This window comes from Flavobacterium sp. AED, from assembly GCF_000812945.1.
Taxonomy (GTDB): Bacteria; Bacteroidota; Bacteroidia; order Flavobacteriales; family Flavobacteriaceae; genus Flavobacterium.
On the sequence record NZ_JSYM01000001.1, the window covers coordinates 1,943,792 to 1,969,885 of the forward strand.

Genomic DNA, 26,094 nt, shown 5'->3' on the forward strand with positions numbered 1-26,094 from the left:
TCAAATTAGTTTACCGCTCCTTCTAATTCTGCACCAGCTTTAAATTTCACAACATTTTTAGCTGCGATTTGAATCGTATTACCTGTTTGAGGATTTCTTCCGTCTCTAGCAGCTCTAGCTGAAACAGACCATGATCCGAAACCTACTAAAGATACTCTTCCACCTTTTTTCAAAGTACCGCCTACATTTCCTAAAAATGACTCTAAAGCTAATTTAGCTGCAGCTTTTGTAATTCCTGCATCTGCAGCGATAGCATCGATTAATTCTGATTTGTTCATAATAAATAGTTATTAATTGTTGGTTAAAAAAATTGTTAATACACAAATTTAGTAGGAAATCCGTTCCTTGCAAGCGTTTTGTGTTATTTTAGTTTGTTTTGTTAATAACTTATTTTTTTTGTTCATAAAACAAAGCCTATTTCTTGTTAAAACTATCGAAACGCCCGTTTTTACTGATGTTAATAGACTTTTGCGTTTTCAGAAAAAGACATTCCATTTAACAATTCCGCAGTACTTATTCTCTTTTTCCCCGGAAACTGTAAACTAAGTACCTGGATAAATCCATCTTTTACAGGAATTTTCATCTCTTTCTTGTTACAAATTAAACTACCAACAGGATAATTGTGATGTTCTGAAATGATTTTTGCTTCGTATATTTTGACATTCCACTCTTCATTCTTATCTCCAAAGAAACACCAAGAAGCTGGATAAGGGCTCAAACCTCGAATCAAATTATTTATTTCTGAAGCTGATTTTGTCCAATCTATTTTGCAATTCTCTTTATTTAGCTTGTATGCCGTTTTAATATCAGCATCATCTTTTTGAATAATGGTGGCTACATTTCCTTTTTCAATCATTTCCAAAGTTTCAATAACGGTCGTACTTCCCAAATTCATTAATCGATCGTGCAATTGTCCTGCATTTTCGGTAGCTGAGATTGGTGTTTCCGAACTTAAAATCATTGCTCCGGTATCAATTTTATCATCGATAAAAAATGTAGTCACACCCGTTTTTGTTTCTCCATTTATGATTGCCCAATTTATTGGGGCTGCTCCGCGATAATTGGGTAGGAGCGAAGCGTGAAGATTGAATGTTCCTAATGAAGGCATTTCCCAAACTACTTTTGGTAACATTCTGAAAGCAACTACAATTTGTAAATTAGCATTCAAGGATTTTAATTCTGATAAAAAAGCTTCGTCTTTTAGGTTTGCAGGCTGTAACAAAGTAAGATTATTGGCAAGCGCATATTCTTTTACCGCCGAATATTTTAATTTTTGTCCGCGACCGGCAGGCTTGTCTGCTGCTGTGATAACACCCACAACTTCATAGTTGTGTTTGACTATAGTGTCTAAAATCCCAACGGCAAATTCTGGGGTTCCCATAAAAACAATTCGTAATTTTTCCATTATGATCTTAAAGTATATTTATTATTTGGTTTAACCAAAATAGTGTTGTTTTCTAATAAATGTTGCAGCACAAAGATAATATCATCTGGGCTATTTTTAGTGCGATTTTGAATGTCTCTGGAATTTAAATCTTCTGTTTGTAGCAAGGTAATAATGGCTTCCGATAGTGAAGTGATGTCTACTTTCCTATTTTTTTTAGTAATGCAATAAGAGCAAATTCCACAATCAACGCTTGCCTTCTCACCAAAATAATCCAAGATCAATTTACTCTTGCAAACTTTCTTTTCATTAACATAAAAGAGAACTGCTTTAAGTTGCTCTTTTTTTAATTCGTTTTGCTTTTCTAAATATTTAGAAACTCGACTAATGGTTCTTTCGTCTTCCCGAACTTCGTTGAAAATTAAAGTGGCATCATTATTTTTCGAATGATACTCAATAATGCCTTTTTCTTTCAATTTATGTAGAACTGCTTGTATTTCATTTGTAGCATGATTTGACTTTTTTGCAATTAATTCTATATTGAAAGCGGTTTGCATTTCATAAATTCCAGGATAGGTTCGTAATATTGCTAAAATTATTTCTTCGTCATTAGGATTCAAACTCATATAACGAATCACTTCTTTGGATGGAATAAGAAATTGAAGTGTGATTTTCTCAGAAAATTCTTGAGATAAACTAATAATCCCTTGTCTGTCCAGAAACTGCATAGCATTGTAGGTTTTCAATGTCGGAAACTCATACTTTAGACAAAAATGATGCAAATTGAAATTAAATTGTTCGTTAATACCTTCTCCGTAAGCAATCTGAAAATAATTGCAAAGTTTGACATACATTAGATTCAAAAACTTTTTATCAGGAAGGACATTGATGAACTGATTTTCAGTTTGAAGAATATCCGATGGACTGGTTAATAATATGGCATAAGCTTTCTCTCCATTTCTTCCGGCACGTCCAGCTTCTTGGTAATAATTTTCTAAATTTTCAGGAAGTTGAATGTGAATGACTGTTTTTACGTTGGCTTTATCAATTCCCATTCCAAACGCATTGGTAGCAACTATAATTTGTGCACCTTCATTCATCCAAGACTGCATGTTTTTATCTTTTTCTTTGGACGTAAGTCCGCCATGATAATACGTTGCTTTAAACCCTAAAGATTGTAGTTGTGCCGAAATTTCCAAACACGATTTCCTGTTTCTTACATAGATTATGGATGGTTGAGGGTTTTTCTTTAGAATTTGTTCTATTCTGAAAAGTTTATCTTCGACTTCAAAAACCATGTAGGCGATATTTTCTCTGGCAAATGACTTCTCGAAAATTTTTGGATTATGCAATCCTAAATCAGTGATAATACTTTCTTTAACTTTTGGTGTTGCCGTTGCGGTCAAAGCTAAGAAAGGGGTTTTAGGGAAATGCTTTTTTAATTCAGAAATTTTCAAATAAGCAGGCCTGAAGTCATGTCCCCATTGTGAAACGCAATGTGCTTCGTCAATGGTAATCAGGTTGATAGGGAGGTTTTTTATTCTTTCGAGAATCCAGTCTGACTGCAAACGCTCCGGGGATAAATACAGGAATTTATAATTTCCAAATTGACAATTGTCCAATAAGTCTATCATTTCATCGGACTTTATTCCACCAGTCAATGCAATCGCTTTAATATTTCGTTTTTGTAAATTGGCGACTTGGTCTTTCATTAATGCAACTAAAGGTGAAACCACTAGGCAAATTCCTTCTTTCATAATGGCCGGAACCTGAAAACAGATTGATTTTCCGCCCCCGGTAGGCATTAGCGCAAAAGTATCTTCACCACTTAAAACAGAATTTATAATTTCGTTTTGTAGCGATCTAAATTTATCGTGTTTCCAATACTTTTGAAGAATTTGTAATGCTTCTGGCATAGATTTCGTTCCCAAAGCTTCGGGATTAGATTTTAATTTATACTTGATGAAAAAATCGTAAATCCCAATTTGTAATCCTTAAATTATTTAGAAATTTTATCTAAGATAAAAAGAATTCTGTTATCAACACTATCTTTAGGGACTTCTATAAGTTCGTAACCATAATTTTGATAAGTTGCCACAAGGTGCGTGTCGATATTTTTTGCCTGTTCGAAATTTTCATATCGTTCAGTATCACTCGTGTAGATTTCTTCCCAAGGTGGAAGAATAAAGATTTTAGTGTATTTGTGTTCTTTGCACGCGGTATCAAAAAAGGATGGATAACTGTCACCTATATAATCCATATAGGCTACAACATCTGGAATACCACGATCTATAAACACAATTTTATGCGGTTCTTCAAGTGCGCTTTGAAACTGTTTTTTTCTACCTTCCAAAAGTAATTCGCTGAACAGTAAAGGATTTGTCAGGAATAATTGTTCGATACCTTGCTTTTGAGCTTCCAAAGTCACTTGTCTGGAAATTTCGGGATAACAGCAATATCCATTTGCCACTAATCCATCTATGATTGTACTTTTTCCAGTTCCGGGACCGCCAATGATAACTATGATTTCTTTCTGCACTTTTTACAAATAAGGCGCGAAATTACTCAAACTTATTGGAATTTGAAAAAATGATTGCCGTAAAAGCATAATTAGACAAAAAATCATATTTCAAATATTCAAAATTTACATTTGAAACCGTATATTTGCTCTTATTTTTAAATTGAAAATGGATAACGATAAAGAAAAAGAGACTGCAGAATTTTACGAAAGATTAAAAGTGGAGCTGGATATGAGTAATACATGGCCAGCAGAATACTTATTTAAGTTTATTGTGCCAACAGAAAATGATAATGTAGAGCGTGTTGAGTTGGCTTTTGACTGTATGGGAGCGGTTATAAAAACAACAAAATCCAAAACGGGTAAATTTACAAGTATATCTGTTGACGTTACAGTAAAAGATTCGCAAGAAATAGTAGATAAATACCTAGAAGTTTCTACAATTAAAGGTATTGTTTCCCTATAATATAAAATAAATTTTGATACATTTCGAATGATTTAAATCTTCGGAAATGTGGCATATAAGATCAAAAAAATATACATTCGAATATGAATTCAAAATATATAAAAGAAAACGCGAACGATACCGTCCATCATTTGGAATATAATGCGGAGCGATCCCATTTAATTATTCCGGAATACGGACGTCATTTGCAAAAATTGATTGATCAGGCTACAAAGATTGAAGATGATGTGGAGCGCAATAAAGCAGCAAAATATATCATTCAGGTAATGGGGAGTTTAAATCCTCACTTACGAGATGTTCCTGATTTTCAACATAAATTATGGGATCAGATTTTTATCATGTCTGATTTTAAATTAGTGGCTGATTCACCCTATCCAATTCCATCTCGTGAAGTCTTGCAATTAAAACCAGATGTTTTAAAATACCCGCAAAATTTTCCAAAATACAGGTATTATGGCAACAACATAAAATATATGATTGATGTCGCTAATAAATGGGAAGATGGCGAAATGAAGAATGCATTGGTAAAAGTAATTGCCAATCACATGAAAAAATCCTATTTGAGTTGGAATAAAGATACCGTAAAGGACGATGTTATTTTCGAACACTTATATGAATTATCCGATGGTAAGTTAAATTTGCTTCAAAGTACCGAAGAGCTTCTAAATACTACTGATTTATTGCGAACTAATAAACGAGTTTCTAATAAAATCACTCCTGTTGGGCAACCAAAAATTCTAAGCAATAAGAATTTAAAAACGGGTAAACCAAAACCTTTCATAAAAAACAATAATCCAAAATAAAATAGGTCTTAAGTGGGTTAGATTTTGAGTTGCTATTTTTAATAAAGTAGGTAAAAATTCAGAACCTTTGTAACTTAGAACCTCAGAACCTTAAAAAAAGAATATGGGAATTTTCAAAATTGAAGGTGGCATTCGTCTAAAAGGAGAAATCACGCCACAAGGAGCTAAAAATGAAGCATTACAAATTTTATGTGCAGTTCTTTTGACTCCTGAAAAAGTGACAATTAATAATATTCCTGATATTATTGATATCAATAAGCTAATTACACTTTTAGGAAATTTAGGAGTTAAAATCCAAAAAAATGGATCAGGTTCTTATACTTTTCAAGCTGACGATGTTAATATACAATATTTAGAAACTGAAGCATTCAAACAAGAAGGTGGTTCTCTACGTGGTTCTATTATGATTGTGGGGCCATTATTGGCTCGTTTTGGCAGAGGATATATTCCAAAACCAGGAGGGGATAAAATAGGTCGTAGAAGATTAGATACACACTTTGAAGGATTTATCAATCTGGGTGCGAAATTTCGTTACAATAGAGAAGATCATTTTTATGGTGTGGAAGCTCCAGATGGATTAACCGGAGCTGATATGTTGCTTGATGAAGCTTCAGTTACCGGAACAGCAAATATTGTTATGGCTGCTGTTTTGGCAAAAGGAAAAACTACAGTTTATAATGCAGCCTGTGAGCCTTATTTGCAACAACTTTGTAAAATGTTGAACGCTATGGGAGCAAACATCACGGGTGTTGGATCTAATTTATTAACCATTGAAGGAGTTGAAAATCTAGGTGGTTGTGAGCATAGAATTCTTCCGGATATGATTGAAATTGGTTCATGGATTGGATTGGCAGCCATGACTAGAAGTGAAATTACAATTAAAGATGTAAGTTGGGACAATCTTGGTGTTATTCCAAATACTTTTAGAAAATTAGGAATCACATTGGAACGAAGAGGAGATGATATTTACATTCCTGCTCACGAAGATGGATATGAGGTAAAAACGGATATTGATGGTTCTATTCTTACTATTGCTGATGCACCATGGCCAGGATTTACACCTGATTTATTGAGTATCGTTTTAGTTGTAGCCACACAAGCAAGAGGAGATGTATTGATTCACCAAAAAATGTTTGAAAGCCGATTGTTTTTTGTAGATAAATTAATCGACATGGGAGCAAAAATTATGTTATGTGACCCGCATAGAGCAGTGGTTATGGGGCATGATTTTAAATCACAATTGAAAGCAACAACAATGTCTTCACCGGATATTCGTGCTGGAATCTCCTTATTGATTGCGGCTCTTTCAGCTAAAGGAACAAGTACCATTCAAAATATTGAACAAATAGATAGAGGTTATGAGCGAATAGACGAACGCTTAAGAGCGATTGGAGCTAATATCATTCGAGCATAAACTTCTAAATTATTAAAAAAAAATCGTTTAAAAATTCCTTTTTGAATATGTAAATTCAGATTTAAAAAAGGAATTTTTAAACGATTTTTAATTTCATTATTACACAATACAATGTCAAAAGAACAGACAGCAATTAAGGCTACATATTTTAGTATAGTTGGAAACATTTGTTTGGCAATTATAAAAGGCTTGGCAGGTTTTTTTGGAAATTCTTATGCTTTAGTGGCTGATGCAATAGAATCTACCACCGATATTTTTTCCTCTCTTTTAGTCTTGTTCGGAATCAAATATTCTAATAAACCAGCTGATGAAAATCATCCCTACGGACATGGTCGTGCAGAACCATTAATAACTTTTTTAGTTGTTGGTTTTTTGATAACATCAGCAACTATTATAGCATATGAAAGTATTGATAATATTGGAACACCTCATGAATTGCCTGAATCTTGGACACTTTTTATTCTTGGTGCTATAATTATTTGGAAAGAGTATTCGTTCCGTATAGTTATGAAACGCAGTAAAGAAACGAATAGTTCTTCACTACGAGCCGATGCCTGGCACCATAGAAGTGATGCCATAACATCGGTAGCGGCATTTGTCGGAATTTCTATTGCATTAATTTTAGGAAAAGGATATGAATCAGCCGATGATTGGGCAGCACTTTTTGCTTCTGGTTTTATATTGTATAACAGTTATCTTATTTTTAGACCCGCACTTGGAGAAATTATGGACGAGCATCTGAACGATGATTTAGTTAATGAAATTAGAAAGGTTTCGTTTCAAGTCGAAGGAATTATTGATACTGAAAAATGTTTCATTCGCAAAGCAGGAATGCAATATCATGTTGATCTTCATGCTATTGTAGATGCGAATATTTCAGTAAAAGAAGGACATGATTTAGCCCATAAACTAAAGGATACTTTAAGACAAGAAATTCCTGAATTAGGACATGTTTTGATTCATGTGGAACCGAATAATTAATTTTATAGTTAAACAAAAGGCACAAATTTTTTGCGCCTTTTGTTTATAATATATCGTTTGATTATTCTTTTAAACTACAAAAAAGATTGCACCGCTAATTCGTAACTTTTTAATCCAAAGCCTAATATAACTCCTTTAGCATTACCAGAAATATAAGACTGATGACGGAAACTTTCACGTGAAAAGGTATTCGAAATATGGACCTCAATTACTGGAGTCGTAATCGCTTTTATTGCATCTCCAATTCCTATAGAAGTATGGGTGTAAGCTCCGGCATTTAAAATTATGCCATCATAAGAAAAACCAAATTCCTGAATTTTATCAATTAATTCTCCTTCAATGTTACTTTGATAATAAGTGAATTCTATTGCAGGAAATTTTATTTGTAAAGTAGTAAAATACTCTTCGAAAGTTAGGCTGCCGTAAACTTCTGGCTCACGTTTTCCAAGAAGATTAAGATTTGGACCGTTGATGATACTTATTTTCATAATTGTTATTTTGGTAAAAATAAAAAAACCGTTCCAATTTATGGAACGGTTTTAATTAATTTATTTTAATTTCTTAGAACTTAATACCTGCGGAAACTTGAACAACAGAATTTTTAACTTGTGCATCCTTTGAGGCATCTGTTAATCCTAAACCATAACGCCCTTGTATGAATAAATGGTTAGTAATATTTAGACCTAAACCCCCAACAACTGCAAAATCAAAAGTATTTGCATCTTTGACATCAAAATTATTTCTTTCGCTCAATAAAAAGGAAGCTTGTGGGCCTAGTTCAATACTAACTACTTTATTTAAATTAATTTTTGCTAAAACGGGGATTGATAAATAGCCTAATTCATTTCTGAATTCTTCTCCTGCACTTTTATAACTTGCGCCTTGTGTAGAATAGAGTAGTTCAGGTTGTATAGAGAAACTATCTATAATTTTAATTTCTGCGATTAAACCGGCATGATAACTTGTAATAGCTGAAGTGTTATAATTAGAATTATTAATCGTAATATCAGACCCAGTTTGATTTGCGTAATTTAAACCAGCTTTTATTCCAAACTTAACTAATTGAGCTTGCATATTACTTGAAATAGCAAGAAGTAAAGCGGCAACTAAGATTGTCTTTTTCATAATATTGTATTTAATTATTGTCTTTAATTTGAATGTACAAGGTAAAACTCTTAAAGTAAAGAAATATTACACTTTTATGTTTATTACTTACAATATTTACTTTGTTTTTACTTTAATAAAAAGGGGTTTTTAAGTTTTTAAAAGTATTTTTTAATTCACAATTACTTAAAAATCAATGAGTTAAATCTTATTTTGTTGTTTTTAAACGGATTAATTTGGCAATCAACGAGTTTTTTGACGTAAAATCAGATGCGATTGTTGATTTTTCTAACTTTGGGTATATAAATTTTAAATGATAAATCATGAAAAAAATTATTTTATCAGTAGTGATGGTATTCGCATTTGGATTTGTGAATGCTCAAGACAAAAAAATGAGCAATGGTGGTGGTCAAACTGCAGAAGGGAAATGGTTAATTGAAGCTAATACTGGTTCATGGGCTACCGGAAATACTTCATTTTCCTTACTATCTGTTGATGGAGGAAATACCGCTTGGTCAGTTGGTTTAGAAGGAGGGTATTTTGTTATAAAAGATTTAGCAATAAAAGCAGGTTTAGGTTACTCAGACGATGGTGATGGTTATAATCCTTTTAGTTATAAAATAGGAGTTAAGTATTATATTGTAAGTCAGTTTCCGGTAGGTATTGATTTTACAGGTACTTCAGGAAGCGGAAATAATGCCAACTGGATTGGTTTTCAAGGAGGGTATGCTATATTTCTTGGAGACAATGTTTCAATTGAGCCTGCAATTCGTTATAATGCGACCCTTGACAATAACAAAGCGGATAATGCTTTTCAAGGATTAATTGGTTTTGTATTACACTTCTAAATATTTTAAAACTGCAATATTTTAAGCCTCCCAATTGGGAGGTTTTTTTTATTAAATAGAAAAATTGTAAGTAAATAATTATTAATTTATGTGTTAGCTACTACAACAAGCTTCTTACTTAATCTGGTGAGAAGCTTGTTCGTAAATTTTTGTTTGTCAATTATTTAAAAAATTAGATTTTTTTTATTTTTTAAATAATGAAAATATTCATTTCAAAATAAATAGTTAATAGTAGGAATATTTTTATATTTGTTTTTTTAATTTAACAAATAAAGAATGAAAAAAGTAATTTTAGTAGCATGTATTGCATTGGCTTTTACCAGTGTTTATTCACAAAAACAGGGTGGCTTTAGAGTTGGGTTAGATTTAGGATATACAGTCCCTTCAGTTGGGGGTGGTGGTTTATTGTTGTCGATCGAACCGAAATACAACATAAAAGAGAATATGAATGTAGGACTGCGAATAGGTGGAGCTGGAATGATTCGTGATATTCAAGATAATGGTAGTACTACAAGTGCAAAAGTTTCTGCTAATATTTCTTATGTTGGAACATATGATTATTATTTTAATAAATCCGGTAAATCTTTTGTTCCTTATATTGGTGGCGGAATAGGATATTATTCTATCGCAAATGTTGAATTTAATGATACAAATAATTCAGATCAAGTATCTGTAAATGGAACTGGAAAAGTTGGGGAGTTATTGCGTGGAGGTTTTGAATGGAATAAATTTAGAATGGGAATAGAATATAATTTTGTACCAAAATCTAATTTACAGGATATAAATGGTAATGACTTAGGAATAGTTTCAAACACGTATTTAGGGATTCATCTTGGATTCTACGTTGGTGGAGGAAAATGGAGAAAATAATTTTTTATCTTATGTAACATTCTAAACTTTCCAAAATGAATAGTTAATAATTAGGAGTATTTTTATATATGTTTTTTTAATTTTAACAAAAAAGTCAATGAAAAAAAAATTTTTAACTGCGGTAGCAGTATTCGCATTTGGATTTGCAAATGCACAAGATGTCAAATTTGGATTAGCAACTGGTGTTGATTTTGCAACTGCAAAAGCGGTTTATCCTGGAGGTTCAAATTCTGGGTCAGAAACTGGTTTTTATGTTGGTGCTGTTGTAGATATTGCTGCTTCAGATAAGTTTCATGTACAACCAGAATTATTGTTGGTGTTTATTAAAGATTCTAAACAATTGCAATTGCCAATTCTTGCAAAATTATTTGTTGCAGAAAAATTCAGCCTTCTAGTTGGTCCAGATTTATTATTTGATTTAGATGAGAAAACCACAGGGCTTAAAACTTTTGGTGTAGGATTGGATTTTGGAGGAGCTTACGATATAGATAAAAATTTTAGTATTGAAGCAAAATACAATTTGGGTTTAACTAATTTAATTGAAAATGCTCCATCTGGATATAGCGCAAAGATTAATGGTCTATTTGTAGGTCTTGGATATAAGTTTTAATGTGTCAACCTTCTAAAATATTAAAAACCTCTCATTTCGAGAGGTTTTTTTATGTCTAAAAAATGCTTTACTTTGGGATATGAATTGGAATACTTATATAAAAAGTTATCAGTCTTATTTAAGAATCGAACGGGGTTTGTCAAAGAATACTATTGAAAATTATTCTTTCGATATTGAACGTTTGTGTCTTTTTCTGGAAAATAATGGAATTGTTATTTCTCCAATACATATTGATGACGAAATGATTCAGCAGTTTATTTATGATGTTTCAAAACAAGTTAATCCGCGTTCACAAGCCAGAATCATTTCGGGACTTAAAAGTTTTTTCGGTTATTTAATATTTGAAGACTTTCGGGATACTAATCCTTTAGAATTAATTGAAACGCCTAAAACGGGCCGAAAACTTCCGGATACGTTATCTGTGGCTGAAATTGATAATCTTATTTCGGCTATTGATTTAACCACAAATGAAGGGGAGCGTAATCGTGCCATGCTCGAAACACTTTATGGTTGTGGATTGCGAGTTTCTGAATTGACAGCTTTGAAAATTTCCGATTTGTTTTTTGAAGAGGGTTTTATTAAAATAACGGGAAAAGGGAATAAGCAACGGTTTGTGCCTATTGGAAATTTAACTCAAAAATACATTCAAATTTATAAAGATACGATGCGAATCCATTTGAACATAAAGAAAGGATTTGAAGATACGTTGTTTTTAAATAGAAGAGGAAATCAATTGACACGAGCCATGATTTTTACGATTATTAAAGATTTAGCCAGTAAAATAGATTTAAATAAAAATATCAGTCCGCATACCTTGCGACATTCTTTTGCTACACATCTTCTGGAAAATGGAGCAGATTTACGATCCATTCAATTAATGCTGGGTCATGAATCGATAACTACAACAGAGATTTATGTTCATCTTGATCGAAAGTTTCTGACAGAAGTAATTAACACTTTTCATCCCAGAAAGAATCCCCTCCCAGCCTCCCCGAAGGGGAGGGGGTAAAACAAAAAAAAAATGATTAGCTCAAGCTAATCATTTTTTTAAGTATAAAGGCTCCTCCCCTTCGGGGAGGCTGGGAGGGGACTATTTCGCAATATTCACTGCTCTTGTCTCTCTGATTACAGTTACTTTAACTTGACCAGGATAAGTCATTTCTGTTTGAATTTTTTGTGATATTTCAAAAGATAAATTTGCTGCATTTTCATCAGAAACTTTCTCGCTTTCTACAATAACACGAAGTTCTCTACCAGCTTGAATAGCATAAGCGTTTTTTACACCGCTAAAACCGTAGGCAACTTCTTCTAAATCTTTTAAACGTTGTATGTAAGAATCTAGTACTTGTCTTCTTGCACCTGGTCTCGCACCTGAAATAGCATCACAAACCTGAATAATCGGTGATAACAATGATTTCATTTCTATCTCATCGTGGTGTGCTCCAATGGCGTTACAAACTTCTTCTTTTTCACCGTATTTTTCAGCCCATTGCATTCCTAATAAAGCGTGAGGTAAATCACTTTCTGCATCTGGAACTTTACCAATATCGTGTAATAAACCGGCTCTTTTAGCTAGTTTTACGTTCAAGCCAAGTTCAGCAGCCATGATTCCACAAAGCTTGGAAACTTCGCGAGAGTGTTGCAGTAAATTTTGTCCATAAGAAGAACGGTATTTCATACGTCCCACAACTTTAATCAATTCAGGATGTAATCCATGAATTCCTAAATCAATAACGGTACGTTTACCAACTTCTATGATTTCATCATCAATTTGTTTTGCTGTTTTAGCAACAACTTCTTCAATACGTGCTGGGTGAATTCTTCCGTCAGTTACCAGTTTGTGTAATGCCAAACGTGCGATTTCTCTACGTACAGGATCAAAACAAGAAAGAATAATAGCTTCTGGTGTATCGTCTACAATGATTTCAACTCCGGTTGCAGCTTCTAGGGCACGAATATTTCTACCTTCACGACCAATAATTCTACCTTTCACATCATCGGATTCAATATTGAAAACAGATACACAGTTTTCTACTGCTTCTTCTGTCCCAACTCTTTGAATCGTGTTGATGATAATTTTCTTTGCTTCTTGTTGAGCTGTCAATTTAGCTTCTTCAATCGTGTCTTGTATATGAGACATTGCTTTGCTTTTAGCTTCAGCTTTTAATCCTTCAACCAATTGATTTTTAGCTTCCTCAGCTGATAAACCAGAGATTACTTCCAATTGTTGCAATTGGCTTTTGTGTAATTTATCTACTTCAGCTTGTCTTTTATCTAAAACTTCTATTTTAGTAGTATACTCTAAAGTTTTTGATTCAAAATCATCATTAACTTTTTTCGCTTTTGACAATTCATTAGAAATTTGAGATTCTTTATCACGAACTCTTTTTTCTATTTCTGCTACTTTTTTGTCACGAGAAAGGATTACTTGCTCATGCTCCGATTTCAATTCGATAAATTTTTCTTTAGCTTGAAGAATTTTATCTTTTTTTATGTTTTCAGCTTCAAGATTAGCATCTTTTAGAATCGATGCAGCTTCTTTTTTTGCATTTTTAATTAAGTTAGAAATATTGCTTTTTTCTATTATTTTGGCTATCCCAAAACCTCCTGCAATACCTATAAAACCAGTAATAATGATCGTTAATATGTTGTCCATGTTTGTTAAAATTTATATATAAAAAAGCCTACATTAGGTTGCTTGAATAAACTCGGAAAGACAAGTTTTGAGCTAACTCACTGTTCAAGTTTCCTCGCCGGAGCGTGGCATGCTTTAGTAGTGATGATTTGCTCATTCTAAATTGTTAGTGTTGAGTTTACCAAATATGAACTAATGTAGGCAGTATCTTAGTCTATGTAAAGAACGTTTAATTATCGAGATATTGATCTAAAACCGCATTGATTTTTTTTAATCTTTCAATGGTCGCTTCGCCATCAATTGCATTATCAATTTGTTTTTGTTCTACTTGAGAAGCAAATTGTAAAGCGCACATGGCTAAAACATCTTGCTTGTCACGAACAGCATAATTTTCTTCAAATTGCTTTATCATCACATCAATTTTCTTTGAGGCGCTTCTAAGTCCTTCTTCCTGAGATAGTTCTACCGTTAACGGGTAAACTCTGTCTGCTATTGATATTTTAATTTTAAGCTTATCGTCCATATCTTTTATTAATCTGATAGTTGTGCTATACAGTAATCAATTTCGCGAATTAATGAATTTATTTTAAGCTTTGTATCTCTTTTATTATCGTCACTGCCTAATAATGTATTAGCAATTTTGAGTGTTTCATATTGCGTTTTTAGCGCTTCAATCTCTTGATGTTGAGTTTGTATGGTTTGTGCAGATTTTGTTAATTCAACCTTTAAATCTTGATTGATTTTCTCCAAACTCTTTAATTTAATAAAAAGTTTTTCAACCTTATTTTCAAGAGTATCAATTATTTCTGCAATTACACTCATTATTAATTCTAATTCATTACTTAATCTTACAAAGTTAGTATTCCTTTTTATTATTACAATATTTTATTGATTTTTTTACGTTAAAAAAATCAATTATATGTAATTCAATACGTTGTGATTTGATTTCTTTTATGAATTTTTTATTAACTACTTTTTTTTATCTTAGCAAAAATGAAACCCATGAAAATTTTTATATTTCTTATATTTTTTTGCTGTCCTCTTTTTGCTCAGGTCGAATATCCCAAAGATTATTTCAGCTCTCCACTTGATATCCCAATGCAACTTTCAGGAAATTTCGGAGAATTAAGACCCAATCATTTTCATGCTGGCTTTGATTTAAAAACGTTGCAGAAGGAAGGATTAAAAGTTTACGCTGTTGCTGACGGCTATATATCAAGAATAAAGATTTCTACTTTTGGTAACGGAAAGGCTATTTACATAACCCATCCTAACGGATATACTTCCGTATATGGCCATTTGCAAATAGCAAATGGACTTATTGAAGAGTATATTAAAAAATCTCATTATGCCTTAAAATCTTTTGAAATAGAGTTATTTCCAAAATTAGATGAATTGATTGTTAAAAAAGGACAAATAATTGCTTTTTCAGGAAATACAGGCGGTTCTGAGGGGCCACACTTGCATTTTGAAATTAGGGATACAAAAACAGAGAAAATTATTAATCCTATGTTTTTCGGATTTGATAAAATGCTTAAGGATACTAAAAAGCCAACTATTTCTTCTGTTTACGTATATCCATTAGACACAAAAACTTCGGTGAATCATTCCAAGCGGCCTTTGTTACTTAATTTGTCATTGCAAAAAGATGGTACTTATTTATCTGAAAAGGTTGTTGCCAATGGGAAAATAGGATTTGGTATTAACACTTTTGATTACGATGATGTTTCCTTTAATAAAAACGGAGTTTTCAAAGTACAATCATTTTCTAATGGAAAACCAACTTTTGGGTATCAATTTGACACCTATTCTTTTGACGAAATGCGCTATGTAAATGCACTTATCGATTATTCAAAATATAAGAAAACACAACAAAGAGTTCAGAAGTTATTTATGAAAAATAAATACGGATTAAGCATTATTCAGTCTGATGAAAATAACGGAGTTGTTACTGTAACACCGAATTTATCTTCGGTTTATCGTGTTGAAGTTTCGGATTTTAATGGCAATAAAAGCACTGTTGCTATTCCAATACAATATGATTTATTATCCACTATTATTGAGAAGGAACCCGTAGTGTCTAACTATTTTGTAAAGGCAAACAAAGACAGTAATTTTGCAAAAGATAATATGTCTGTTTTCTTTCCTGCAGGAACTTTTTATGAGGATTTTGATATGAATTTTGATGTAAAAAACGATACTTTATATCTTCATGACGATACTGTTCCAGCGCATACTAATTTTACGATTTCCATAGAAGACAATAAATATACGGAAGCACAAAGAGAAAAAATATTTATAGGTTTAATCGAAGGTCAAAAAGTAACTTACAATTCAACCTATAAGAAAGAAAATGTTTTTAATACAAAAGTGAAAACCTTAGGAAAATATGCTTTGGTTATGGATACGATTGAGCCTAAAATTACGATAGCGAAACCTATTGAAGGAAAATGGTTGAGTGATCAAAAGACGATTCAACTTACTATAAATGATAGTTTGTCAGGTATAAAATCTTATAATGGTTATTTGAATGGAAATTGGATTTTATTCGAATATGACAATAAAACTAAAAAAATAATTCACAAATTCAATGATGGAATTGTAGCCGAAGGGGCCAATGATTTAAAAGTAGTTGTAATTGATAATGTAGGAAATTCAACTATCTTTGAAACTCATTTTTTTAGAAGTCAAAAAAAATAAAAACCAAACCATTTGAGTACTAATAAATTATTACTTGTTTTCTTCTGTTTCTGTGTTGGACTTGCTGCATCAGCCCAATCAGCCAGAATCAGAGGAATTATTCTTGATAAAAATAACCAACCCGTAGATAACGTAAATGTTTTCTGTCTTGGCAAAACAACTCAATCTAATACAAATGGTTTTTTTGATTTGGCTGTTCCTGCAAATCAAAAACTAGTAGTTGTTTTTACGCATGTTTCTTTAAAAAAGACAACAGTTTCGATTGTTTTAAAATCAAATGAAGACTATGAATTCAATTTGGTAATGAATGACCATGAGGAACAGATGGGTGAAGTTATAGTTATTGCAAAAAACAAAAAGCGAGTACAAGGAATTACCACGATTGAACCTGAAGTGATTCGAAAGATTCCCGGGGCCAATGCTGGTATCGAAAATATATTGAAAACTTTACCGGGTGTAAATTCTAATAATGAGCTCAGCACTCAATACGCTGTACGTGGTGGAAATTATGATGAGAATTTAGTTTATGTCAATGAAATCGAAGTATATCGTCCTTTTCTAATTCGTTCGGGGCAGCAAGAAGGATTGAGTTTTACCAATACTGATTTGGTTCAAAACATTGATTTTTCCGCTGGAGGTTTTCAGGCGAAATTTGGAGATAAATTATCTTCAGTGTTGGATATTACCTATAGAAAACCTGTGAAATTTGGTGCCAATCTTGAAGCTAGTTTTCTTGGCGGAAGCTTTTCGATGGATGCCGTTTCTAAGAATAAAAAATGGTCGGCAGTAACTGGAGTTCGATATCGAAACAATAGTCTTTTGGTAAAAAGCCAAGAAACACAAACGAATTTCACACCAACATTTGCTGATATTCAAACGAACGTTAATTACCAAGCATCGGCGAAATGGCAATGGAGTTTTTTGGGAAATATTTCTCAAAATAAATACCAATATCAACCCTTGACACGCCAAACTAATTTTGGAACCATTGATAATCCTATGGCACTTTCTATTTATTATGAAGGCCAGGAAAAAGATAAATACGATACTTATTTTGGAGCTTTAAAAACAACTTTTAAAGCTTCGGATAACTTTACATTGAAATTTATCGGATCTGTTTTTCATACTTTGGAACAGGAACATTTTGATGTTTTTGCGCAATATAGTTTGGGTGAAGTAGATACTAATATCGGTTCGGATACGTATGGCGATGTTTCTTTTACAAGGGGAATTGGCTCACAACTTAATCATGCACGAAATGATTTAGATGCACTAATTATCAATACGGAAGTAAAAGGATTTCATGATTGGAAAGAAAACCAATTCGAGTGGGGAGTAAAATACACCCGAGAATCCATTCGTGATAAAATAGTGGAGTGGGAAGTAATTGATTCGGCAGGATTTTCTATAAATCCGCCAATTGTTATTTTGCCTAAAAATGAGCAGCCATATACTCCTTACACCGGGCCTTTAGTGCCTTATCAAAACGTGAGAGCCACTAATTTTAATACGATTAATAGATTTTCTGGGTATGCACAATGGAGTAGAAAAGGAAATTTAGGTTCCAGTGAAGTTTGGTATAATGCGGGAGTGCGAATGCATAACTGGGAAGTTTCTGGAGGTAATGTAATGGGTAAATCTCAAGTTACTTTTAGTCCAAGAGTGCAGTTTGCCATAAAGCCAAATTGGGAAAAGGATATGGTTTTCAGGATTTCGGGAGGGATGTATCATCAACCCCCATTTTATAGGGAACTTAGAGATGCAGATGGAGTAGTGCAGTCTAATGTTAAGGCGCAACAATCCATTCATTTAGTTTTGAGTAATGATTATAGTTTCAAGATGTGGAACCGTCCTTTTAAACTGGTTTCAGAATTGTATTATAAATCATTGACAGATGTAAATACGTATACCATTGATAATGTTCGCATACGTTATGCGGCTAATAATAACGCAAAAGGATATGCACAGGGACTAGACGTTCGTTTAAATGGCGAATTTGTTCCCGGAACGGAATCGTGGTTTAGTTTTGGATATTTGAAGACGGAAGAAAACAGCAATAACAAAGGATACATAGCAAGGCCTACGGATCAAAGATTGAAATTTGGGCTTTTGTTCCAAGATTTTATGCCTAATATTCCAAGTGTGAAAATATACCTGAATTTAGTTTACAATACAGGTTTGCCGGGAGGCTCGCCTTCGTATGCAGATCCTTATTTGTATCAAAACAGATTAAGGGATTATCGTCGGGCAGATGTTGGTTTTTCTAAAGTACTTATAGATAATAGTACAGGAAATAGCAATAGCGGTTGGTTTAAAAGCTTCAAGGAGCTGGCTATAGGATTAGAAATTTTTAATCTTTTTGAAAATCAAAATGCGATTACCAATACTTGGGTTCGGGATGTGTATTCAAAAAATCAATATGCTATTCCTAATTACATGACCACGAGGGTTTTTAATATAAAATTGAGCGCGAAATTATAATAGAAAAGAATTAGAAACGTTTTTTATAAAAGAAGAAAGATTTCTAAACTATAAATCATTTGCAGAATGTCACTAGCATTTTTAAAAATGATTACATTTGAATTTATTTTTTAATAAGACATCATCATGAAAAAATTACATATAGCATTACTAGGACTTTCAGTTCTACTTTTAACCAGCTGCAAAGAGGACGCAGAAAAACCAAAAGTAATTTACGGTGGTGTAAATAAAGGAAAAGAAATCGCCAAAATTGATTCTACTGATATTGAGATAGCTGATTTGCCTATTCATATGGAAGGCACTAATTATCTGATTCATCCCGTAGGCGATTTAAGCATTCGAGAAAGAGGAATAAAAACAAGATATGGATCTTCCAGCGTGAATGATTTGAGTTTTACCATCTCTAATTATGGAGAAAATGAAATCACTGGTTTTTTACAAAACATAAAGTTTCAAAAAATAGGTTCAGATTCCATAAAAGCATTGACAGATGAGCCTGTTTTGATTCAAACTGCAACGTATTTAAAATCAGTTGCTGATAAAACTAAAAATCAAATCATGGTTTATACGATGGTTGATATGGATACTAATAAAGATGGAAAACTGGATACAAGTGATATTAAGGCTTTGTATCTTAGTGAAATTAGCGGTGATAAATTGACTAAATTATCGGATAGTTATCAGGAATTAATCGATTGGAATTTGATAGAATCTACTAACCGTTTGTATTTTAGAACCGTTGAGGATACTAATAAAAATGGGCAATTTGATAAAATGGATGTAGTGCATTATAACTACGTTGATTTGTCAAATAAACAATGGAAAATCGTCAGTTACAAACCGGTTTAAAACCTAAATTAAAATATCACTTTCTAAATCAGATTTTTCAATTGTAAAATCAAATCCTAATTGTTTTACCAATTGAATAACGAGGTTTTTATACCAGTTTTCAGATTTTGGATGAATGTATATTTTTTCGATTAATTCGTTGATGTCAACATTGATTTTAAGTCCATCGTTAATTTTAATGGTATTGTCTGCAACATCCGAAATGATACGTACTTCACGCTCGTATTGAAAACTCTTTCTTTTGAATAAAAAAGGAAAGAACATATCATCAAACGGGATGTACTCTTTTTTGTAGTCGATATAATTTACTTCTCCAATGTATTGATTGAAATTAACCTCAGGATGAAGTGCATTTTGTAATCTCCCAATCGTGGATTGAATCGCCAATCCTTCACTGTTTTGAGTGAAAATTTGCCACATCGCAAAGGATTCATATTCATTTATATGCCAACTGCTAATAGCCACTCTTTCCCGATGCGTTTTATAATAATCAAGAAAATCAGGATTATTAATGGATAATTTTTTGATTTCCTCGAATGTAGGCTCGCTAAAAGTACCTTCATATTGATCTTCAAATTTATCAGACCTTGACATGAATAGCTTTTGAGACATTAATAAATCCAGAAATTTAGACAAGTCTAAGTATTTCCAAACAATAGTATTTGGGTCTTCGGGAAGTTTTATGTTGGGGTTGTCAAGATACATTTTTTAGATTTAAAGATTTAAAAATAGAATGCTTTAAAGATTTTTGTTTGTCAAAAATCTTAAATCAAAAATCTGCAATCTTAAATCATCATTCAAAAGATTGCATGGTTACTAATTTGTTATAAGTTCCATTCAATGCAATTAGTTCTTCGTGTTTGCCTTGTTCCACAATTTTTCCTTTTTGCATTACTACAATTAAATCCGCTTTTTGAATGGTAGAAAGACGGTGTGCAATAACAATGGAAGTTCGGTTTTGCATCATGTTTTCCAGAGCCACTTGTACAAACTTCTCGCTTTCAGTATCTAATGCTGAAGTCGCTTCATCCAGAATCATAATTGGAGGATTTTTCAAAACGGCTCTTGCAATTGATAAACGTTGTTTTTGCCCACCAGAAAGTTTGTTTCCGCTATCGCCAATGTTAGTGTAAATTCCTAACGGTAGCTCGTTCACAAATTCATATGCATTGGCAATTTTAAGAGCTTCAATAATTTCATCATCTGTTGCACTATGTTTACCAAGTGAAATATTGGCTTTTATGGTATCGTTAAATAAAATACTGTCTTGGGTAACCAATCCCATTAAGTCACGCAGCGAGTGGATATTCATGTCCTTGATGTCAACTCCGTCAATAGAAATTGTCCCTTCATTTACATCATAAAAACGAGTTAATAAATTAGCAATGGTGCTTTTTCCACTTCCGGATTGGCCAACTAATGCTACAGTTTGTCCTTTTTTTACTTCCAATGAAAAATGTTTTAAAACATTCTCGTCTTCGTATTTAAAGTTAATGTCTTTAATAACTATGTTAGTGTCAAACGAATCCTTTTTGATGGCATTTACTTTGCTTTTAATGGTGTTTTCCTGGTCCAGAATTTCCAAAACACGTTCTGCAGCAGCATTTCCTCTTTTTACAGCATACGATGCTTTCGAGATTGATTTTGCTGGTGTAAGAATGTTATAGGCTAATCCCATATAAGCAATAAACGATGCGCCATTCAAAGTTTTTTCAATCAAAACCATGTGTCCACCATACCAAAGTAAAATAGCAATTACCATAATTCCCATAAACTCACTGGCAGGAGAAGCTAGATTTTGGCGATTGCCAATACTATTGGATAGCGTAAAAAAACGTTGTGTCGACTCTTGAAAAATACGATTGAAATAGCGCTCGGAATTGTATCCTTTTACCACTTTCAATCCGCCTAAGGTTTCTTCAATGGTAGATAAAAAGATTCCTTGTTCTTGTTGTGCTTTGGTTGATTTTTTTTTCAATTGCTTTCCTATCAATGAAATGACATAGCCCGAAACCGGAATGAAAATAAACACAAAAAGTGTCAGTTTCATGCTTATGGTAAACATGGTAGTGATGGTAAAAATAATGGTAAGCGGTTCTTTTACAATAAGTTCTAAAATAGAAAGAAAAGAAGTTTGTACCTCATTTACATCTGCTGAAATTCTGGCAATTACGTCTCCTTTTCTTTTCTCTGAAAAAAAGGCTAACGGTAAATCAATGGTTTTTTTGTACATCGCATTTCGCATGTCTCTCAACACACCATTTCTTAAAAAGGTGATGAAAAACATAGCCATATAATCGCTAAGATTTTTTAGTAAGAAGATTACAATAATCACAGCAACCATAATGGATAGGGTATGGCCCACGCCAAAAGTATCGGTAGTATTGGTAATGTAATAGCTTAGATAATCTTCACCATATTTTTTAAGTTCCCAGATTCCTTTGTAAGTAGGAAGCACCGTATTTCTTTTGGTTTGGTCAAATAGAACCTGCATCATAGGAATTAGTGATACAAAAGAAAGTGTACTGAAAAGAGCGTATAAAACATTAAAAAATATGTTTAGATACGCATACTTTTTATACGGAATTATAAAAGGGAATATTTTTTTAAAATTGATCATTTATGTTGTTTTTTACCATTAAGACCCGACAGGATTTTTAAAGCCTGTCGGGTCTGTCAGAAAAATTTATTTGCATTCAATTAATTCAATTGCATGGCAGCGATAATGTTTTTTATTTTTTCATTTAAAACAGCTTCTACTTTAGTGAAATTTTCAACAGTATCCAATGCTGTATTTACGCTGATATAGAATTTTATTTTAGGTTCAGTTCCGCTAGGTCTGGCGCAAATTTTTGACCCGTCTTCAGTATAATAAATCAAAACATCTGCTTTTGGCATATCCATGATTTCTTCTTCGCCGGTTAGTAAGTTTTTGGCAACAGATGATTTGTAATCTTCTAGCATGATTACTCTTTGTCCGTTAATTTCTTTTACAGGATTTTCACGTAAAGAAATCATCATCTGATTGATTTCGGCTAAGCCTTCCATTCCTTTTTTAGTGATAGAAATCAAATGCTCTTTATAAAAACCGTGTTCAACATAAAGTTTTAATAATTCTTTATAGACAGTACTTCCTTTGGCTTTGGCCTGAGCCGCAACTTCACAAATTAATAAAGTTGCTGCTACGGCATCTTTATCGCGAACCGCATCTCCAACCATATATCCAAAACTTTCTTCACCACCACCGATGAATTGTAGTTCAGGAAAATCTTTTATCATTTTGGCAATCCATTTAAAACCGGTCAAACCCACTTTAAATTGTACATCATAAGCCGATGCCAATTCCATAATCATAGGTGTTGAAACTATCGTGGAACCCACGAATTGTTTGCCATTAATCTTTCCTGCTTTTTTCCATTCTTCCAATAAAAAAGCAGTCATCAAAATCATGGTCTGATTTCCGTTCAACAAAGTCATTTGCCCTTCGTTGTTTCGAACAGCAACACCCAATCGGTCACAATCTGGATCAGTACCAATTACAATATCAGAATTTGTTTTATCTGCTAATGCCAATGCCATTGCCAATGCTTCCGGTTCTTCAGGATTAGGAGATTTTACTGTTGGGAAATCACCATTTGGAACTCTTTGTTCTTCAACAATATGCACGTTAGGATAACCAGCTTGTGCAAAAGTATCTGGAACAAGTGTAATTGATGTACCATGCAAAGAAGTAAAAACAATATTCAAATTTTCTTTGGCTTCAGCGGGAGTATTGAAACTGGCATTTTCGATAGTTGATTTAATAAAAGCTTCGTCAACTTCGGTATCTATATATTCTATCAAATCTTCATTTGCAGTAAATTTGATTTGATTGTAATTTAAATTTTCAATTACATTGATGATTCCCTCATCTTCCGGCGGAACAATTTGTCCACCATCTTCCCAGTATACTTTATAACCATTATATTCCGGTGGATTGTGAGAAGCAGTAAGAACAATTCCGCATTGGCAGCCTAAATATTTAAGGGCAAATGACAATTCTGGTGTTGGTCTCAAACTAGAAAACAAATAAACATGAATACCATTGGCAGAGAAAACATCTGCAACCAATTTGGCTAGTGTATCACTATTATGACGACAATCATAAGCAATAACTGCTTTTATAGGTTGGTTAGGAAATGATGTATGTAAATAATCCGAAAGACCTTGTGTACTTTTTCCAAGCGTATATTTATTGATGCGATTGTTTCCTACACCCATTATACCTCGCATTCCACCAGTTCCAAATTCAAGATTTTTATAAAAACTTTCTTCCAGTTCTTTAGGCGAAGTAGTCATCAATTCTTTGATTGTTTCCTGTGTTGCTGTGTCAAATGTTGGGGTAAGCCATTCATTTACTGCATCCAAAATGTTTTGTTTGATATCCATTTTTGTATGTTTTTAGGTTCTAAATTCTTAGTTTAAAATTTCAATATAGTTGCTCCGACGAATTGGTTTTATTTTTTAGGAGCTGTTTCCTGCTATCCGCTGTATCTTTTTCTTTTTTTAAAGAAAAAAAGAAAAAGGATGCCGCTGCTATCAGGGCTAGTTTGTGTCCTGATGAGAAATAGTTCCCGTAAATTTCAGTAATTCTTCCGATATGCAATTTGCAAAATCAAACAATACAATTTACATTAAATTCGTGTTTTTTTTAATCTTGAGTAAAAATTATAAAAAATTAACTTCTGTTGAAACTTTATAACGCTCTTCATTGTTTTTTGTTCGCAAAATTATTTCGCCAAGAAATCCGGCCAAAAATAATTGGGTGCCTAATACCATGGTTGTTAAAGCAATATAGAACCAAGGATTACTGGTCACTAAATTATAGGTCATGCCATTATACATATGGTACAGTTTTGAAACACCAATATAACCCGCCAATAAAAAACCAATTATAAACATTAAAGAGCCCATGGCGCCGAATAAGTGCATCGGTCTTTTTCCAAAACGAGAAAGAAACCAAATGGTAATTAAATCTAAGAAACCATTGATGAAACGTTCCATTCCAAATTTAGTTTCACCATATTTTCTGGCTTGGTGTTGTACTACTTTTTCGCCAATTTTGCCAAAACCGGCATTTTTTGCCAAAACCGGAATGTATCGGTGCATTTCACCTGAAACTTCAATGTTTTTTACAACCACATTTTTGTAGGCTTTCAATCCACAATTAAAATCATTCAATTCAACCCCTGATGTTTTTCTGGCAGCCCAATTAAATAATTTTGAAGGTAAGTTTTTAGCAACTACGGAGTCGTAACGTTTCTTTTTCCAACCGGAAACCAAATCAAATTTGCCATTGACAATCATTTCATATAATCCGGGAATTTCTTCCGGACTGTCTTGTAAATCGGCATCCATGGTGATGATGACATCGCCTTTGGCTTTTGCAAAACCAGCATGCAAGGCTTGTGATTTTCCAAAATTTTTCATGAAACGAACGCCTTTTACATGAGGATTTTCATTTGCAAATTGTTCAATAATAGCCCAGGAATCATCCGTACTTCCGTCGTCCAGAAAAATGATTTCATAGGTGTAATTATTCACTTGCATCACTTTAATGATCCAAGTGTAAAGTTCCTTAAGTGATTCCTCTTCGTTAAGAAGTGGTATGAGTATAGATAAATTCATTCCTGTTTATTCTTGTGATGAAGATTTACTTTTGAAAAATGCGGCCATAATCAATCCTAATATAGCGCAAAAAAAGAGGTTGAAAATAGACCCTTTTAATTGTTCAACGATGGAATAAGGATCTGTTTGTTTTAGTTTTAAAATAGTTTCATTTAAAGAAGATGCAGCTACTCCAAATTTTTCAGAAGTGCTAATCAAATATTTTATGGTTAAATCTAGTAAAGCGGTTTTTACTGATGGATCTATGAGATTGAATAAAATGATTTTAAAAGCGAGAGAAATAAGTACCCCAATAGCAGCTGTAATAAAATAGGTAGTAAAAGCTTCTTTAAAAGGGAATATACCGTTTAATTCTTTTTTTGTTTTAGAAAGCGATAGAATTGGAACAATGATAAAAACAGAAAAGCTTAAAAGTGTAGTCCACCAAGCAATGAATAATTCTATGTCTACCGCATACATTAAAGCAGTAATTAACGATAATACTACTCCTGTAATTATCCCAAATGTAATTCCGTTTCTTTTTATAATTTCATTAACCATTAGTAGCTGTTTATTTATTAATCCACAAATATAGCAATTCCCAATATATTCGAGGATAAAAATCGCTTTTTACGATTATATAAAAAAAGTGATGCAAAGATTTGATTATTGGAAAAAAATTGTAAATTTGCAAACTCAAAATAATAATGTAAAACAAAAAGTTATAATGAGTTTATACCTTTTCTGTTAGAAGAAAAGCTTCAAGACAAGTTATAATTAACAAA

The 26,094-nt window shown here is 32.7% G+C and carries 25 protein-coding genes; 11 read left to right on the top strand and 14 right to left on the bottom strand.

The window, feature by feature from the left end; all coding sequences use genetic code 11:
* Nucleotides 1-5: 5 nt before the first annotated feature.
* From OA85_RS08555 to OA85_RS08570, 4 genes are all read right to left on the bottom strand, one after another.
* On the bottom strand, nt 6-278 hold the full coding sequence (locus OA85_RS08555; RefSeq protein ID WP_035667751.1) for an HU family DNA-binding protein: 273 nt from the start codon (nt 276-278) through the stop codon (nt 6-8).
* Between the two features lie 179 nt (nt 279-457).
* Nucleotides 458-1,405 (bottom strand): methionyl-tRNA formyltransferase, encoded by a 948-nt coding sequence (gene fmt / locus OA85_RS08560; RefSeq protein ID WP_039109096.1) that lies wholly within the window; start codon nt 1,403-1,405, stop codon nt 458-460.
* Nucleotides 1,405-3,300, bottom strand: a complete 1,896-nt coding sequence (locus OA85_RS08565; RefSeq protein WP_039109097.1) for an ATP-dependent DNA helicase RecQ — start codon at nt 3,298-3,300, stop codon at nt 1,405-1,407. The genes fmt and OA85_RS08565 overlap by 1 nt, the downstream gene beginning before the upstream one ends.
* 83 nt (nt 3,301-3,383) lie before the next feature.
* Nucleotides 3,384-3,923, bottom strand: a complete 540-nt coding sequence (locus OA85_RS08570; protein ID WP_039109098.1) for an AAA family ATPase — start codon at nt 3,921-3,923, stop codon at nt 3,384-3,386.
* Nucleotides 3,924-4,071: 148 nt separating this feature from the next.
* Here OA85_RS08570 and OA85_RS08575 point away from each other — a divergent pair, with 148 nt between their 5' ends.
* The 4 genes from OA85_RS08575 (at nt 4,072) to OA85_RS08590 (ending at nt 7,566) form a co-directional block, all read left to right on the top strand.
* Nucleotides 4,072-4,368: a DUF493 family protein gene (locus tag OA85_RS08575; RefSeq protein ID WP_039109099.1), complete on the top strand. Its 297-nt coding sequence runs from the start codon at nt 4,072-4,074 to the stop codon at nt 4,366-4,368.
* Nucleotides 4,369-4,451: 83 nt separating this feature from the next.
* Nucleotides 4,452-5,171 carry a DUF4290 domain-containing protein gene (locus OA85_RS08580; protein ID WP_039109100.1) on the top strand — a complete coding sequence of 240 codons (720 nt, stop codon included), beginning with the start codon at nt 4,452-4,454 and terminating at the stop codon, nt 5,169-5,171.
* A 103-nt stretch (nt 5,172-5,274) separates the two neighbouring features.
* Nucleotides 5,275-6,585, top strand: coding sequence for a UDP-N-acetylglucosamine 1-carboxyvinyltransferase (gene murA / locus OA85_RS08585; RefSeq protein ID WP_039109101.1), 1,311 nt, complete (start codon nt 5,275-5,277; stop codon nt 6,583-6,585).
* Between the two features lie 111 nt (nt 6,586-6,696).
* Entirely contained in the window at nt 6,697-7,566 is an 870-nt protein-coding gene (locus OA85_RS08590) for a cation diffusion facilitator family transporter (RefSeq protein WP_039109102.1), read from the top strand.
* A 74-nt stretch (nt 7,567-7,640) separates the two neighbouring features.
* Here the strand turns inward: OA85_RS08590 and aroQ are convergent, their stop codons facing one another.
* On the bottom strand, nt 7,641-8,054 hold the full coding sequence (gene aroQ, locus OA85_RS08595; RefSeq protein WP_039109103.1) for a type II 3-dehydroquinate dehydratase: 414 nt from the start codon (nt 8,052-8,054) through the stop codon (nt 7,641-7,643).
* A 73-nt stretch (nt 8,055-8,127) separates the two neighbouring features.
* Nucleotides 8,128-8,691 (bottom strand): porin family protein, encoded by a 564-nt coding sequence (locus tag OA85_RS08600; RefSeq protein ID WP_039109104.1) that lies wholly within the window; start codon nt 8,689-8,691, stop codon nt 8,128-8,130.
* Between the two features lie 302 nt (nt 8,692-8,993).
* Here OA85_RS08600 and OA85_RS08605 point away from each other — a divergent pair, with 302 nt between their 5' ends.
* From OA85_RS08605 to xerD, 4 genes are all read left to right on the top strand, one after another.
* Nucleotides 8,994-9,518 carry a hypothetical protein gene (locus OA85_RS08605; RefSeq protein ID WP_039109105.1) on the top strand — a complete coding sequence of 175 codons (525 nt, stop codon included), beginning with the start codon at nt 8,994-8,996 and terminating at the stop codon, nt 9,516-9,518.
* A 276-nt stretch (nt 9,519-9,794) separates the two neighbouring features.
* Complete coding sequence (locus tag OA85_RS08610; protein ID WP_039109106.1) at nt 9,795-10,388, top strand: outer membrane beta-barrel protein; 594 nt, start codon at nt 9,795-9,797, stop codon at nt 10,386-10,388.
* 97 nt (nt 10,389-10,485) lie between these two features.
* The gene (locus tag OA85_RS08615; protein WP_039109107.1) at nt 10,486-10,998 is read left to right on the top strand and encodes an outer membrane beta-barrel protein; all 513 of its coding nucleotides are present in this window, start codon (nt 10,486-10,488) and stop codon (nt 10,996-10,998) included.
* A 79-nt stretch (nt 10,999-11,077) separates the two neighbouring features.
* Nucleotides 11,078-12,007 carry a site-specific tyrosine recombinase XerD gene (gene xerD / locus OA85_RS08620; RefSeq protein ID WP_039109108.1) on the top strand — a complete coding sequence of 310 codons (930 nt, stop codon included), beginning with the start codon at nt 11,078-11,080 and terminating at the stop codon, nt 12,005-12,007.
* Between the two features lie 81 nt (nt 12,008-12,088).
* Here the strand turns inward: xerD and rny are convergent, their stop codons facing one another.
* The 3 genes from rny to OA85_RS08635 form a co-directional block, all read right to left on the bottom strand.
* Nucleotides 12,089-13,654: a ribonuclease Y gene (gene rny / locus OA85_RS08625; protein WP_039109109.1), complete on the bottom strand. Its 1,566-nt coding sequence runs from the start codon at nt 13,652-13,654 to the stop codon at nt 12,089-12,091.
* 208 nt (nt 13,655-13,862) lie between these two features.
* The gene (locus OA85_RS08630) at nt 13,863-14,156 is read right to left on the bottom strand and encodes a cell division protein ZapA (RefSeq protein ID WP_035667727.1); all 294 of its coding nucleotides are present in this window, start codon (nt 14,154-14,156) and stop codon (nt 13,863-13,865) included.
* Between the two features lie 8 nt (nt 14,157-14,164).
* Nucleotides 14,165-14,455 carry a hypothetical protein gene (locus tag OA85_RS08635; protein WP_039109110.1) on the bottom strand — a complete coding sequence of 97 codons (291 nt, stop codon included), beginning with the start codon at nt 14,453-14,455 and terminating at the stop codon, nt 14,165-14,167.
* Between the two features lie 180 nt (nt 14,456-14,635).
* Between OA85_RS08635 and OA85_RS08640 the strand changes: the two genes are divergently transcribed.
* The 3 genes from OA85_RS08640 to OA85_RS08650 all read left to right on the top strand — a co-directional run bounded on the left by OA85_RS08640 (nt 14,636) and on the right by OA85_RS08650 (nt 19,663).
* A complete protein-coding gene (locus OA85_RS08640) occupies nt 14,636-16,333 on the top strand; it encodes a M23 family metallopeptidase (protein WP_039109469.1) in 1,698 nt (565 codons plus the stop codon).
* Between the two features lie 12 nt (nt 16,334-16,345).
* The gene (locus OA85_RS08645; protein ID WP_039109111.1) at nt 16,346-18,814 is read left to right on the top strand and encodes a carboxypeptidase-like regulatory domain-containing protein; all 2,469 of its coding nucleotides are present in this window, start codon (nt 16,346-16,348) and stop codon (nt 18,812-18,814) included.
* Between the two features lie 126 nt (nt 18,815-18,940).
* Nucleotides 18,941-19,663 carry a hypothetical protein gene (locus OA85_RS08650; protein ID WP_039109112.1) on the top strand — a complete coding sequence of 241 codons (723 nt, stop codon included), beginning with the start codon at nt 18,941-18,943 and terminating at the stop codon, nt 19,661-19,663.
* 3 nt (nt 19,664-19,666) lie between these two features.
* Here OA85_RS08650 and OA85_RS08655 read toward each other — a convergent pair whose 3' ends face one another.
* From OA85_RS08655 to OA85_RS08675, 5 genes are all read right to left on the bottom strand, one after another.
* Nucleotides 19,667-20,368 carry a hypothetical protein gene (locus OA85_RS08655; RefSeq protein WP_039109113.1) on the bottom strand — a complete coding sequence of 234 codons (702 nt, stop codon included), beginning with the start codon at nt 20,366-20,368 and terminating at the stop codon, nt 19,667-19,669.
* A gap of 88 nt (nt 20,369-20,456) precedes the next feature.
* Nucleotides 20,457-22,283, bottom strand: a complete 1,827-nt coding sequence (locus OA85_RS08660) for an ABC transporter ATP-binding protein (RefSeq protein WP_039109114.1) — start codon at nt 22,281-22,283, stop codon at nt 20,457-20,459.
* A gap of 80 nt (nt 22,284-22,363) precedes the next feature.
* Entirely contained in the window at nt 22,364-24,091 is a 1,728-nt protein-coding gene (locus OA85_RS08665; RefSeq protein ID WP_039109115.1) for a phospho-sugar mutase, read from the bottom strand.
* 279 nt (nt 24,092-24,370) lie between these two features.
* A complete protein-coding gene (locus OA85_RS08670) occupies nt 24,371-25,330 on the bottom strand; it encodes a glycosyltransferase family 2 protein (protein ID WP_039109116.1) in 960 nt (319 codons plus the stop codon).
* Nucleotides 25,331-25,336: 6 nt separating this feature from the next.
* On the bottom strand, nt 25,337-25,870 hold the full coding sequence (locus OA85_RS08675) for a DUF4199 domain-containing protein (RefSeq protein ID WP_039109117.1): 534 nt from the start codon (nt 25,868-25,870) through the stop codon (nt 25,337-25,339).
* Nucleotides 25,871-26,094 lie beyond the last annotated feature (224 nt).